Source organism: Varibaculum cambriense DSM 15806 (assembly GCF_000420065.1).
Taxonomy (GTDB): domain Bacteria; phylum Actinomycetota; class Actinomycetes; order Actinomycetales; family Actinomycetaceae; genus Varibaculum; species Varibaculum cambriense.
Genome location: NZ_ATUF01000002.1, coordinates 683,928 through 698,527, shown reverse-complemented (window position 1 = coordinate 698,527; position 14,600 = coordinate 683,928). Strand labels below are relative to the sequence as shown.

Sequence of the window (14,600 nt, the reverse complement as noted above, 5' to 3'; positions counted from 1 at the left end):
TTAAACTGATTTCTAACTTTGGCTTCAGCCTCTGCCGCAGGTAAGCGGGTCTTTATCCGGTGATTAGGCGCGCTAAAGAATAAATTGGAACCGCAATAAACAAGGTGGGTAGCAGGGCGAGGGTAAGTTGCCGCCAGCGGTAATTTTTACCTGCCGGCACCATAAACAACACGTTTATACAGGCGACTAAAAGTCCAGAAAGAAATCCGAGGCCCACCGTCATAATCCAGATCGCCAAGGCCGGATTGCGGTAGGCAAAAGGAATCGCCAGCGCCAAATCTGAATATTGGTAGAGCACAAAGTACGTCAGTAAGCCCGCCGCGAGAATCCCGGCTAACGAACAGTACAGCCAGCGGATACTGGCGTATTTAGTGGGGAGTGCCAAGGTTAGGCAAGCTAGTCCCATAGCCGGTAGCGCCGCCATCGCCAGCAGATTCATAGTGGGGTAGGCGATGGTCAGTCCCCAGGCAGATCCTGCCGCTACCAGGGCGCATCCGGCGACAGTGCTAGCTAAGGACCAGGTAGTTAAGGGGCGATGTTTTCCCCGGGTCATTTCGGCGATAAAGGCTGCCAGTAAACACCAGGAAAGCACTAGCGGAACCCAGGTGAGATTATTGGTTAAGAACGCGGCCAGCAGGCAGCCGATTCCTGCCAATACCACCACTAGGCCGGTACGACCCGGGCTGGGAGCCTCGGAGAGTCCGCCCCAGGTGAGGGAGACAGCGATAGTCACGCCGGCGGCTGTAAGCACTGCCAAATAGGGGTTCCAATAGAGGAAAAAGAGCATCGCTAGGGGAGGCAGGGCAGCGAGCAGTGCCACCCACCAGCTGCGAGCGGCTATCGGAGAAACCGGCTTGTGGGGAGGTAATTTAGCGGTACCCGGCGAGCTGGGGGCACTTTTTTGGCTGTGGCGACCCACCGGAACCCGAGAATTTACTGCTGCAGACGGGTTCGCGCCGCTCGGAGTTGCCGGCGGTTTGGCTACCGAATCTTCCATATTTCCGATTCTCTCCCAGTTTTGCTCTTCGCCCAATTACTTCACTTTTATAGCTTGTGTCTTACTTACTCTACTAGGCTGTAGCACATGATGGATTTACCTTTGGGATTAGCGAAAGAATTAATCCCCCTAGCGTGGCTACTGGGATCTTGGCGGGGTTGGGGAACCGCGTTTTTGCCTAAAGATCCGGAAACGGAAAGCGGAGAGCGCGAGGAATGCTTTATTTGGCAAGAAACTACTTTTCGCGCCACCGGGACGAGCCTGCAGCAAGCAACGCTAACTTGGCTAGCAGAGCCGGTCGCTGAAAAACCGGATATGCAAGCTGATGCGGCGACCGGCCTAAAGCAGTTGCGCCGCGGCGCTTTGCTGTGGCGGGAGGATACTTCTTGGAGAATAACCGCAGCCGCTGTAGCTGATAGCGAACAGGAAGCACGTTCACGCTGCCGCCTGACTTCTGCTGGCGGCCCCTACACCACTGAGGTTTCCTGGGAGGCGGTTTCTATGGGGCCGCGGATCATGATTTCTTCGCGGCTCACCCCGGCTCCCTTTGAGCAGCTGTCGCGCATGATGGGGCTGGTTTCTTCGGAACTTTTCTGGGCGCAGGACTCGGTTATGCCGGGTAAAGATTCCCAATCTGACTTTTCGGCACGCCTGTTGCGCCTGCCTGCAGGCGAAGAAACCTTAAGTGCCCCCGGGGTAACTTCTTTGCCCGCCGGGGAAGATCCGCGCGGAGAGCTAGATAAAGCGGAGGCCGCGGAGGCGAAAGTAGCAAAAGATACCGGGCAGGCAGCTGCCGGGCAGCGCGAGGAATCCCCCGACAAGAACCGGGAAGAAGGAGCCTAATAGTGACCTTTGTAGACAACCAAGTGGCTTTGCGGGCCGGATACGGGATTGCGGAAACCGGGCTTCAGGTACTTACCGTGTCCGGGCCGGATACGCCCTCCTGGCTAACTACCCTATCTTCACAGATAGTAGCGGATGTGGATGCGGGACAGAGCCGGGAAATGCTCTTCCTAGATGCCAACGGCCGGGTCAAATTTGCGGCCGGAATCGTTTGGGCTGACCAGGTTGCTTGGCTGTTTACGGCGGATGCGCCGGCTCTGGCGCAGTTTTTAGAATCTATGAAATTTATGTCGCGGGTGGAGGTCGCCGTACGCGCAGAGCTTACGGTTTGGGGATTTTTTACCCCCAGCCTAGCCGAGGAAGTACTCGCAGAGTTTGGTCCTACCTGGGCAGATCCGTGGCCAGGGATTAGTGCCGGCGGCACTGCCTATTCTCCGCACTCTCAGGTGCATCCGGGGCAAGATTACCCGGCGTGCCTGGGGGTAATTCCCGTTGCGGATACCGCTAAGGTGCACGCCGAATTGCGTAGCCGCTGGGAACAGCTTACTTGGCCACAAGAAACTGAAGACGGTTACAGCCTGGCTGCTCCGGTATTTGCCGCCGAGACCGATTGGCAGGCATTGCGGATAGCGGCTTGGCGCCCCTATGGCAGCGATATCGATCAGCGCACCCTGCCGCATGAACTCGATTGGCTGCGCACGGCTGTGCATTTAAATAAGGGATGCTACTGCGGACAGGAGACGGTAGCGCGCATCGTTAACCTGGGGCATCCCCCGCGGCGGGCAGTGTTTTTGCACCTGGATGGCACGTCCTCGTTGCTGCCGCCTCCGGGAGCGGAGCTTTATGTTGGGAGTCGTAAAGTAGGTGCCGTCCGGGTGAGTGCCAATCATTTTGAGGACGGCCCCATTGGTCTCGGCTTAATTAAACGGGGTGCTCCTACGGGAAATCTCACGGTCTGCTGGCAAGAGGACGGGGAAGAGCAGTCCCTGGCGGCGGCGGTGACTGTGATTACCGATCCTGCGGGGGTTTCCTGGCAGGGACAGTCTCAGATTGATCGGAAGTCCTTTTCGCGCACCCTGCCACCTGCCGGTTCTGGGCCATTAAATATTGCTGGCTAGGAGGATTTTATGCGTACCTTAATTCAAAGGGCACTGTCTGCTGAGGTGACGGTCGAGGGTAAGGCTGTCGGGAAATTGGAGCGACCCGGCCTGGTGGTTTTCGTGGGGATAACTCCTGGTGACGGTCAGGAGCAGATTGATTGGACGGTGCGCCGTCTGCTTAATCAGCAGGTTTTTGAGGACGGGTCTTCAGTGCTGGAGGCGGGGGCGCCCCTGCTGGTGGTTTCTCAGTTCACCCTCTACGGTTCGGTGCGCAAGGGTCGACATCCTTCTTGGACTTACGCGGCCAAGGGAGAGGTGGCGCGTCCTATTTTTGAGAAACTGGTAGCGGATTTGCGTGCGGGCGGCGCGGAGGTTGAGACCGGAGTCTTCGGCGCGATGATGCAGGTGTCTTTGGTGAATGACGGCCCCTACACTTTGTGGCTGGCCAAGGAACCTCAGTAACTACTTAATTAAGGTTAGCTAAGGTTTTTACTTTGGCTCTACTAAGTGATTTTTCGTACGGTTTCGCCTGGTTAGAATAGTTATTTTAATAATTCAAGATTTATTTTCTCGTCGGCAAGGCAACAGTTTAATGAGACTGTAATGTTTTGCCGGTATTTGATGCAGGCCTTTTGTCCTGTGAATCTTTGCACGTTTCCTAGTCGTGCATCGTGACGATGAGCTTTAAAATGCCTGTTAGAAGCGGAATGACAACCGCAACTTACTGCCTTACCCTGCGAAAACCCCGATTAATCTGTTGCGTTGTTCTATGAAAATCTTGTAAGCTGGTAGGTGCATTAGAATGTATTAACTACACAACGACAAGTTAATAGTGTTCCTGTCGGCATTGACAACAGGCCAGGTCCCTCCAGACGGGGTGTTTGGGCGTGACATAACCCAGATGGACGCCTCGTCAGGATCTGTTGATGGAGATGCCGATCCCTCCTTCTAGTAGACACAGGATAAATGATGATTAACAGTCAAACTGCGAAGTTGTTGCGGCGTTGGATCGTCGCTGGATTAGCTGCCGCATTAGCCCTGGCATGGACTATTACCACCTTGGTAGCCCCCTCCCAGGCCTCCACAGGTGAAAACGTCAAGGTAAGTTCGGTATCGGGAGTACCCACCTCGCTGAACTTGCAGTATTCAGACGTCGATAATGCTGGGCGTTTCCCGTACCCCGGCGATCACGGTGCTAACCAAACTTGGTACAACAATAACCGCGCTGTTTTTAATGAGTGGCAGCAACGAGTGCGGGAGCAAGCTGGCGGATCAGCGGAGTCTCCGATAAGTCAGCGATACTATGTCGCAGAACCTATCTATACCGATGAATATGGCCAAGAGTGGCAACGGTGGGCAGAACCGCTGGGATATTTCTTACCAAATGCAGGTCCCAATAAAGATCAGAAGATCACCGAGACTGCCTGCATTGACCCCAATGTGGGGCAAGCTGCTGCTTACACTGTATACGTCCCGAATTTGCCGAAGAACGCGATACAGACACAGATTACTTTAGATCCCCAAAAAGCAATCGAGTATCAAAAAAAGAGCGGCAAAAATTACTCCCGTGAACAGCAGGGAATGTATAAGGCTCTTTCCTATGTCAATAACGGAGGCGATCCCCGCCTCAATGACTTCGTCAATTACGATCAAGCAACTCTGAAGCAGAAGATTGCAGAGTATCCCGCTATTGGAGATTTCTATAAAGCCAATATGGCTCTGATCGAGGCGCAGCGGGATGCGGTAGGAAAGATCAAGTCGCTGAAGCCCAATCAGAAATATCACGTTTTGCAGGGTCTTGCCTGGGCAATCAATAGAAATAGCGCAGATCAGCTGACCATTGGGTACAACTGTCGAATCTGGAACGCCAACGATGGATCGGTAGACTGCCAGGTAAACCAGGAGCTGACCGCCCTAGCGCGAGCTGTCTATGCTGACCTGAAGGTTATGGCTTCCTCTGAACTGAAGATGTACGAGGCCTACGCCAAGTACAAGGAGCAGTTTAAGAATAAGAGGGACGAGTACGAAAAAGCTCTTAAGAAATGGCAGGAAGAGACCCAGCGTCAGGTAGAAGCCAATGAAAAGCTATACCAGACTAATAAAGAACTTCTCTCCTCTATCAAGATCTATGTTGACAAAACCGATGACGGTAAAAAACTAGCTATAAAGCTACATGGTTCCTCCGAAGCTTTGGCGTTGCTGCAACAGAGCAAGACCAACATCGACGTTAACCTCACCGTGAACGGTAAGACTGTTCCGGTAAACGGAGTGTCAGTGGCTGCTGCAGCCTCACCAGAGGGTATTCCGGTTCCGGTTGATTCCACAGGACTCGGTTGTGACCAGAAGCTAGCCGGTACCGTTACCGCATCCTTCAGTGGGGAAATAGAGATTTCCGGTACCTATATTTTTGATGGTCGGAGCAAACTGCAGCGCCAGATAGTTTTACAGAAATACAAGGTAGCTGTCAGCGGTAACACTAGCCATGATTTCAGTTTTGCAGGTACTTGCCCGGTGGCTCCGGAGCCTAAGATCGGCACCACGCTAGAGGGCGCTGATGGTGCTAAAGAAATCGACACCGCCGGAATGCAGCCCACTGAAAAAGTCACCTTGGTTGACAAGGTTAAGTTCGAGAACCTTAAGGGCGGACAAAACTACGTCATTAAAGGTGAATTGGTAGACGGTAACGGCAACGGTGTTGGCGTGACCGGTACCAGCGAAACCTTTGATCCGAAGGCCTCTGGTGCTACCAATAATGGCAACGGATACTATTCTGGCACCATAAATATGACCTTCCAGGTTCCGGTACAAACGATTCGTGACAACCAGAAACTCGTAGCGTTTGAGACCCTCTACCAGGGAGATAGGCCAGAAACTGGCACCAAAGTTACCGAGCATAAAGACAAGAATGACGAGAATCAGACCGTAACTGAAAAGCCACGTATTGGTACTAGCGCCGAGGCACTGGGTGACTCCACCAACAAAGGTAAGGTAGCTATACCTGAAGAAGGTAAAGACGTCCTCATCAAGGACACGGTCACCTGGAACAAGCTGAAGCCCGGAACCTATACCCTTAGCGGACAGCTAATGAAGAAGGTTGGCAACCAGGTAGTGCCGGTAGAAGGCACCAAAGCCGCCAAGAACTTCACGGTAAATGCTGGCCAGCTAGAAGGCACCCAGGAACTGACATTCACCCTACCTTCGAAGCAAATCGAAGCTGGCGCGTCCTATGTGGTGTACGAAAAAGTATTCAAAGGTGCTAACAACACTGCTGGAATCCTCGTGGCATCCCACGAAGATCCCAACGATGACGGACAAACCGTAACCGTCAACCCCAAGCAGCACAAGCTACCCACCATTAAGACTGTGGCCTGGGTACGTGACGACGGAAGCAAGTTGGTTAGCACGGTAGAAGCCGATGGCAAAGACTTCAAGGTCAAAGACAAGATTATTTACAATGATCTGAAGCCCGGCACCTACACCGCGTTCGCCTCCCTGGTAGATGCCAGCAACCCGAAGAACGTGATTGCGACTGGTAGCAAGGTGTTTACCAACGGCACCGAAAATGGCGACATTTTGGTGGAGCTAGCGGTTGCTGGCTCCAAGATTAAGGCCGATGGCAAATACGTAGTGTTTGAACGCATTTACCAAGGCGAGCAAACCAGTGAGCCCAGCGGCGAACCCTACGCCAAGCACCAAGAAATTGGCGATAAATCGCAGACGATCACGGTAGCCCCCAAGAATCCGGTGCCTGCCGAGTTCAAGATCGTGAAGAAGACCGTAGGCGATAACGCCAACACCGATCGGGTATTCGACTTCGATGTAGCCTGTGATGGGTACAAGGACACCGTTTCCGTGGTAGTGCGTAAAGGTCAAACCCAGGGTGAAACCAAGGTCTCTGACCCCGCGCTGACCAGTGGCATGAGCTGCCAGGTAAGTGAACGGGCGGTACAAGATGACCTGAACACGGTAAAAGTTAAGTTCTCGGGTACCGACACCAACAGCGACGCTACCGTTGCCAAGTTCAACCTCACCGAGAACAACGCCAAGACCGTAGTGGTCACTGCGACCAACACCTTCACTCCCAAGCAAGCGAAGTTCACCGTTCGTAAGAACGTAGAAGCAGCCGGAGTAACCCACTTCAGCGTGCCGAACTCCTTCAACTTCTCCTACAAGTGTGGTGGCGATTCCTACTGGAAAGCTATACCGACTTTGAAAGCCGGAGAAACCTCTGCGCCAATCACCGTAAAGCCCGGTGTGGAATGCCAGGTGAAAGAAAATAGCGGCACCCCTGAGAGCCTCAACCGCGCCCTGGAATGGCTTGGTGCACAGAGCCAGGCAGGTGGCACCGCTACTTTCCGTACCGATGCTAATAACACGGTGGCGCTGGTAGCTACCAATACCTACACCGAGAAGACCGGGCAACTGGAAATCTCCAAGCAGGTAGTGGATCAGACCGCCGGAGCTGGCAAGATTCCCGGTACTTTCGAGATGAAATACCTGTGCGGCACCGGTAATAAAGTGACCGTACCGCTCAAGTCGGTAAGCGTAAACAAGAACTCCACGGTAACCATCACTGGTATCCCCGTAGGTTCCTGGTGCGCGGTAGCCGAAGACACCACCGGCATTAACGTGCCCAACACCACTTTGACCACTACTTTCAATGGTCAAGGCCCGAAGATGGTAACCATCGGGGGACAAACCCTGCACAACGCGGCAGTGTCCAACCCGATTAAGGCCGGGGAAAACCAGAAGGCAACCATCAAAGTTGAGAACAAATACGTCAATGAAAAAGTTGGCGGATTTGAAGTTGAGAAACAGGTTGCCGATGTAGTCTCCCCCGAAACCGTCCTCAAAGACGTAGCATTCGACTTTGGTTACTCCTGCACCGTCCCGGGGAGCACTCACCCGGTAGCGGGCAACTTCAAGCTCCAGCATGGACAGAAGTTCTCCAGCGCCGATCCTACCCGCCCGCAGCTTAATAACCTGCCGGTCGGCACCGAATGTAAAGTTTGGGAAGAAACTCCGAAATCGGTAGAAAACGCCGATTACGTGGGTTCCGGGATGCAGGTACTTGGAAATGAGGGAGTAGAGGCTTCTGCCAGCAAGGAAAAGCTGGAAGTAACTTTCAAACTCAAGAACTCTACAGCAAAAGCCAAAATCCTGGCGGCTAACCATTACACCCAGGAACTAGGCGCCTTCACCTTGCAGAAGGTTGTTAAAGGAAACGCGGATGAAGCGCAAAATATTAGCGCCTACCGCTTCCAGCTAACCTATAAGGAAGGAAACAATACCCACGAACAAGAGGTAACTCTGTTCCCGGGTGCCTCCAAGTCGTACTGGGGACTGCCACTGGGCAGCCAGGTGCAGGTGAAAGAACTAGGAGCTATTGACAGCAAGGGTAAGTTCATTCCGGTAAACGAGCTGTCCACTGCTAAAGTGAAGCACTCGATTAGCTGGAGTGGTAGCTTGAACGATGCTTCGACTGCCGCTAGCAACACCTTCGCCATTAGTAAGCCGATGACTCACGCGCAGTGGCTCAATAATGGTAAGCAAGGCAATGTGGTGGTAACCGCTACCAACAGCTACCAGCAGATTGAGCAAAAGGGTACCTTCTCGGTACAGAAGACCGCGGTGAAAGTAGCCGGCGAAAGCAAGGACAAGGTTAAGAACCTGCCTACCAGCTACAACTTCACCTATGAGTGCTCTGATGGCACCCACGGTAATATCTCCAACGTCAAACCGGGCGGCACCCCGGTAGTGGCGCCCGCCCAGTTCCGCGCCGGCACTGTCTGCACCGTGACTGAGCAGCAAGTCCTACCAGAAGGCACCAACGCCCAGACCGTAAGCTGGACAGTTGACGGTAAAGGCGCAGGAGTTGGCCCGGCCTCCGGAAAGAGCGCAAAGGTAACCATTGGTTCCGACGCGCAGCATCCGGTAGCCGTGCAGGCTGCCAACGAATACCAGACCCCCGATGAGCCGAAGATTGCTACCGAGCTGAAAGGCGAGGGACGCAATGGCAATATCGACCTGGTTGAGGGCGCAGATCACACCTACACCCTGACCGACAAGGTCAGCTACTGGAACCTGGAGGTCGGCAAGACCTACAAGTTCTCCGGGGAACTGGTGATGCCCAATGCGGCTAAGACCGATGCCACTCGCACCGGAATCAAAGCCGAGAAGGAAGTAACCATTACCACGCCGAACGGGGTAATAGAACTACCGTTCACCCTTACCCAGGAACAGGTAGCTAAGTACTCGACGCTAGTAGCGTTCGAACAGCTAGATCTGAAAGTTGATGGCGGGTTCGAGCCGGTTACTAAGCACGAAGATCCCAAGGACGAGAACCAGACCAAACAGGTTAACCCCTGGATTGCGACGGTACTCACCGACGAGGGCGGCAACAAGCAGATCGATACCACCGGTAAGGCCGATAGCGATCTGGTAACCCTGGTTGACACCGTGAAATACCGGAACCTGGAAGCGGGTAAGACCTACCACTTGACCGGGAAACTGGTTGATGGTGCCGGCAACGCCATTGGGGTCAACTCCACCTCTAAGGCGTTCACGGTTCCCGGTGAAGCCGGAACCCTGCAGTCGGGTGAAACCAAGATGACTTTCCAGGTCACCGTGGGGCAGATCCGCCAGAACGCGAAACTGGTAGCCTTCGAATACCTCCATCCGGGACAGCCGAACACCCCCGGTGACGAAACGGTAATCACCAAGCACGAAGACCCGAATGATGAAAATCAGACGGTAAACGAAGGGCCGCGGGCGGCAACTACCGCTCAGAGTGCTACTGGAACCAAGGTATTTGACGCCAAGACCCCCGCTAAGGTGCTAGACCGCGTAACTTGGTCGAAACTGCCGGCCGGAAACTACGTGCTGGTGGGAACCCTAATGGATAAGGGAACCAAGCAGGCGGTAACGAACGTAAATGCGGAAATCGTGAAGTTCACCGTGAGCAACGGCGAGCTAAAGGGTATCCAAGAAATGACGTTCAGCGTGCCCGCGGAGCAGGTCAAATCCAACGCCCAATTCGTAGCGTTCGAGAAGATTTACCGTCAGGGCGATGTCGATGAAAACGGCAACGTTGAGGACGGAAAGAAACCAGTCGTTGAACACTCTGATCTCAATGACAAGGCACAAACCGTAACTACCGGTGAAGAACCGCAAAGCCCGGTAACTCCCACGCTAACTTTGCAGAAAGTTGTTAAGAGCGAAGGACTAGAGGTTCCCTCCACCAAGGAGTTCGCCTTCACCTTGAAGTGCTCCAACCCTGCTAAGCAGCAGACCTACCGGGTTACTGCCGGATCCAAGATCTCGCTGCCCTACGTCAAGGGAGCTAACTGCACCCTGACCGAGGATCGCGAAGCTGCCAAGGTAGCGGGCATTGCCCCCTCCCAGGTAACCTTCAGCGCAGATTCCGAAAAGATCGGTTTGATCACTTCTGATAACTCGGCCTCGTTCAAGATGCCGGCTGAAGAGCTGACCGAAGTAAACGTGGTCTTCACTGCGACCAACACCTACCCGGCACCGGAAAAGCCCACCGTGGCGACCTCCGCTAAGGATGCCAACGGCACCAAGGGTATGTACGGTCAAAGCAAGCAGGCTAACCAGGTTTACGCCGGAACCTCCGCCACTATCGTGGACGAAGTATCCTGGGCGAACCTGTTGCCTGGTGACTACGTTCTCATCGGCAAACTGATGGACAAAGAAACCGGTAAAGCGGTAACTTCCTACACTTCCACCCCGGCACCCTTCACGGTGAAAGCGGGAGAGAAGAACGGGAAGCTGGATAACACCTTCACCGTCAGCGGTGACTCTCTCAAGGCTGCTAGCCACTACGTGGTTTACGAATACATCTACCGCGCAGGTGATGTAAACGGAGTAACCCCGAACAATGGCGCCAAGCCGGTCGTGGAACACGCCGTAATCACTGACGCAGACCAGACGGTAGAGGCCATCACGCCTCCGACCCCGCCGGCTGCCAAAGTGAAGATTATGAAGAAGGTAGTGACCTCGGGTATGGAGGTATCCAACAACCGCGCCTACTACTTCACCTTGAGCTGCCGCGATAAGGACGGCAACGCCGCAGGCGATAAGACGCTGCTGGTACGTCCGGACAAGGCTACCGAGGTAACCGGTTTGCGCAGCGGCTACGTGTGCTCCATTAACGAGGATCTGGATGCCGCTATTGAACAGCAGGTAACTCCCTCGATCTCGCTGACCAGCGGAACCAATGGGTTCAGCGTGCAGCAAGACTCCACGGCGGGTGCGGCGCACTTCACCGTACCGGCGGCCACCGACCAGGTGCCGGAAGTACAGGTGAACGTGACCAACACCTACAACAAGATAGGCAAGCCGGAACTGCAGACCAACGCGGTAACCGATAACGGTAGCTCCAGCGTGCAGGCAGGAACTGCCACCACGGTAACCGACAAGGTCACCTGGAAGAACCTGCCGGAAGGTAAATACCTGCTCACCGGTAAACTAATGCACATCACGGATAACAACGCTGCTCCGGTAGCGGGAGTTACCAATGAACCTGTGGTAGTGGAAATCACCAAGGATAACTCCTTGGCGGGTAGCACCACCATGAAGTTCAATGTGCCAGCCGGGGCAATCAGCCAGGCCGGAAAGTACGTAGTGTACGAATACCTCTACAACTACGAAGACACTGACGGACACAACCCCAAGCCGAACACCTCCACCGTGGTTTCCCACAACGACCCCAGTGATGATGCGCAGACCGTGACCGTTACCGAAGCACCCTCGGTAAGCACTACTGCCACCACCGATGGTGCCAATGACAAGGAAATCCAAAAAGGTAAGGCAGCAGTAGTAACCGATACTGTTAACTGGAAGAACCTGCCTGCTGGTAACTACCAGGCGCTGAGCGAACTGGTGGACGCTAAGGGTAATCCGGTTGCCGGAGCCACCACTAAGGCGGTTCCCTTCACGGTTAACAATGGTGAAACAGCTGGCAGCGTGACTACCAAGATCCAGCTACCGGCCACGGCTACCTCGACTGCAGGCGCAAAGTTCGTAGTGTTCGAGCGGATCTACCGTGCCAGTGATGTTGACTCCCAGACGGGACGTCCCGCGCAAAATGCGGAGCCGGTAGTATCCGAACTGGATCTGAATGCCATTAACCAGACCGTGCGGGTAGTTGAAAGTCCGAAGGCACCGCCCAAGATCAGCTTCACCAAGGTAACTGAGAAGGCGCTCGACGGACAGCTTCCGGATAAGGATCGTAAGTTCCAGTTCACTATCAGCTGTGACAAGGACTTCGGAGGCGCATATACCTTCGAAATGCCTGCCGGAGTCTCCGCTGTATTGCCTGCAGACAAACCGCTACAAGCGGGAACGGTATGTACTTTGACGGAGATGCTGACCGATGAGGCTAACGCGGACGGAATTTTCCCGGACGCCATTAGCTTCGGCTCCTCGCATGACGCGATGGCAGTATCGAAGATCAACAACCAAACCGCGCAGTTCACGGTGCCGGATGTAGATACCAAGGTGGTTCCGGAAATCCAGGTGACCATTAAGAACATCTACAGTAAGGACTTCCCGGAACTAGGCACTATCGCTCGCGACAACGCCGATCAGGACAAAGTCCTAGATCTTAAGAAAGGCGAAAACGCGCAGGTGCAAGATGTTGCCACCTGGAAGAACCTAGCTCCCGGCAAGTACACCATGATCGGTACTCTGATGGACAAACTGACCGGTAAGCCAGTCGTAGGGGCCAACACCCCGGCGGTTGACTTCGAAGTCAAGAAGGGTGAAAAGACCGGAACCATCTATGCACTGTTCACGGTGCCGGGTGATAAGGTCTCGACCAAGGCCAGCTGGGTAGTCTTCGAAAAAGTCTACAAAGCCTCCGATGTGAAAGATGGCAAGGTCGTGCGTAAAGCTACTCCGGTAGTGGATCACTCCAACCTTGAGGATGCTGACCAGACGGTTCAGGTAACGCCTCCGCCGGCCTCACCGGAACAAAAGACCCCGGAGATCGCCACGGTTGCTAAGAACGGTACTACCTTCAACGACGGAACCAAGGATGCAAACTTCGGTAAGAAAATCTTGACCCCCGGTCAAGACTCGGTAATCGAAGACACGGTCATGTGGAAGAACCTGGAGCCTGGTGAATACACCATCACCGGAACCCTGATGGATAAATCCACCAATGCCCCGCTGACCTACCTGGATAAGGATGGAAAGCAGCAGGACGGAGCTAAAGCCACTGCAGGTTCCTTCCACGTAGCGGAAGGTCAAACCAGCGGAGAGGCGAAGGTCTTCTTCACGGTCAAGGGTGAAGCTATCCAGGCTAATCGTCAGTACGTAGTATTCGAAGATCTGTACAAGACCGCGGATATTAAGGACGGGCAGCCCAGCCCCGGTGCTCAGAAGGTTGCCTTCCACCGTGACATCAACGATGCGGCTCAAACCACCAGTGGCGACAAGCCGAAGCCGGGCACTCCTCCGGAAACTCCGAAGACCCCGAATACTCCGGGAACAACGCCTCCGACTCCGGTAACTCCACCCGAGTTCCCGAAAGTGGTGCGCACGATCTTAGCTAAGACCGGCTCCACTACCGGAATCATGGCGATGACCGGTGTTCTAGCAATGGTTGCAGGAATCGGATTGGTAATGATCCGCCGCTACCAGCGCGAAGAACTAGAAGACTAGGAAAGCACATAACTAAATAGCTAGAAGGACCTCGGGGCCGGAAGTAAAACTTCCGGCCCCGAGTGCTATGTAGCCGTGCTCCCTTTCGGATCTATACACCCGCGCTCAAAGTTGGGTCTGGCGCGGTAAAAGCATCAAATCTGAGGGGCGGGGGAATAGCTTTTTCCTCCTGCCCAGAGTTCGGGAAATACCTGTGGTACTTCCCGAACTCTATGCCCACCGCGCCTACTCGGATAAAAGCTAGCCCCCCGCCTTCCCTTAGTGGTTTTCATTCTTTTATCAGCCGTGACCCTTATGCTTCGCCAGAATTACGTTTTCATGTTCACGTTTCCTCGGCCTCATCCCACCCGAAAGGGAGCGCAGTGAGGGTAATAAAATGCCCTCCCTGCTTTTTGCAGGGAGGGCATTGTTTATAAGACTTCAGAAACTATTTATCTAGTTTGTCTTTCACGGCGTCAACGGCCTCATCGGCTTTTTCGGCTACTTTATTCGCAACCTCTTCAGCCTTGTCCTGAGCTTTCTCGGCAGCTTCCTGCGGATCGAACTCGCTTACTTCTACATCCTCCCAATATTCTTCTGCCCACGGATCATCAACCGGTTGCGAACGCCGGTACAGGAGGTAGCCAACACCGCCGGCTACCGCCGCTAGCACCAAGAATAGTAGGGTCTTACGCCCCCGCTTGGGTTCCGGTTTACCGAATGTTTCTACTGATTGTTTCTTCACTTGCTTAGCAGCCTCCTTCAAAGACTTCTCGGAATGCTTCTTTACCTCATGGAACTGGTCACGCATATTATCTACCGCGTGTTCGACACTCGGCACTAGTTCACTGCTAACTTTATCCTGCAGATCTTGAGCGCCCTCAATAACCATATCTTTGCCTTGATCTGCCAAACTCTGTGCTTGTTTGAACAGCTTATGCGGGCAGCACGTCTTCATGTTAGCTCCTTTGTCTTAGGCATACCGAGGCACT

Annotated in this window: 6 protein-coding genes; 4 read left to right on the top strand and 2 right to left on the bottom strand. The window is 53.9% G+C overall.

From position 1 onward, the window contains the following. Positions 1-52 precede the first annotated feature (52 nt). Entirely contained in the window at positions 53-1,033 is a 981-nt protein-coding gene (locus F605_RS0103105; protein ID WP_156005244.1) for a hypothetical protein, read from the bottom strand. A gap of 51 nt (positions 1,034-1,084) precedes the next feature. On the opposite strand from F605_RS0103105, the gene F605_RS10940 reads away from it, so the two are divergent. From F605_RS10940 to F605_RS0103080, 4 genes are all read left to right on the top strand, one after another. After that, on the top strand, positions 1,085-1,840 hold the full coding sequence (locus F605_RS10940) for a lipocalin/fatty acid-binding family protein (protein WP_022864451.1): 756 nt from the start codon (positions 1,085-1,087) through the stop codon (positions 1,838-1,840). A gap of 2 nt (positions 1,841-1,842) precedes the next feature. Next, complete coding sequence (gene ygfZ / locus F605_RS09575) at positions 1,843-2,958, top strand: CAF17-like 4Fe-4S cluster assembly/insertion protein YgfZ (RefSeq protein WP_022864450.1); 1,116 nt, start codon at positions 1,843-1,845, stop codon at positions 2,956-2,958. Between the two features lie 9 nt (positions 2,959-2,967). After that, positions 2,968-3,402 (top strand): D-aminoacyl-tRNA deacylase, encoded by a 435-nt coding sequence (gene dtd / locus F605_RS0103085; protein WP_022864449.1) that lies wholly within the window; start codon positions 2,968-2,970, stop codon positions 3,400-3,402. 504 nt (positions 3,403-3,906) lie between these two features. Continuing rightward, positions 3,907-13,629: a VaFE repeat-containing surface-anchored protein gene (locus F605_RS0103080; protein WP_156005241.1), complete on the top strand. Its 9,723-nt coding sequence runs from the start codon at positions 3,907-3,909 to the stop codon at positions 13,627-13,629. A 427-nt stretch (positions 13,630-14,056) separates the two neighbouring features. Here the strand turns inward: F605_RS0103080 and F605_RS10935 are convergent, their stop codons facing one another. Next, positions 14,057-14,566, bottom strand: coding sequence for a hypothetical protein (locus F605_RS10935; protein WP_022864447.1), 510 nt, complete (start codon positions 14,564-14,566; stop codon positions 14,057-14,059). Positions 14,567-14,600 lie beyond the last annotated feature (34 nt).

Coding starts and splice junctions, on each gene's coding strand:
- F605_RS10940 (WP_022864451.1), top strand. CDS start 1,085: ATGATGGATTTACCTTTGGGATTAGCGAAAGAATTAATCCCCCTAGCG.
- F605_RS10935 (WP_022864447.1), bottom strand. CDS start 14,566: ATGAAGACGTGCTGCCCGCATAAGCTGTTCAAACAAGCACAGAGTTTG.
- dtd (WP_022864449.1), top strand. CDS start 2,968: ATGCGTACCTTAATTCAAAGGGCACTGTCTGCTGAGGTGACGGTCGAG.
- F605_RS0103080 (WP_156005241.1), top strand. CDS start 3,907: ATGATGATTAACAGTCAAACTGCGAAGTTGTTGCGGCGTTGGATCGTC.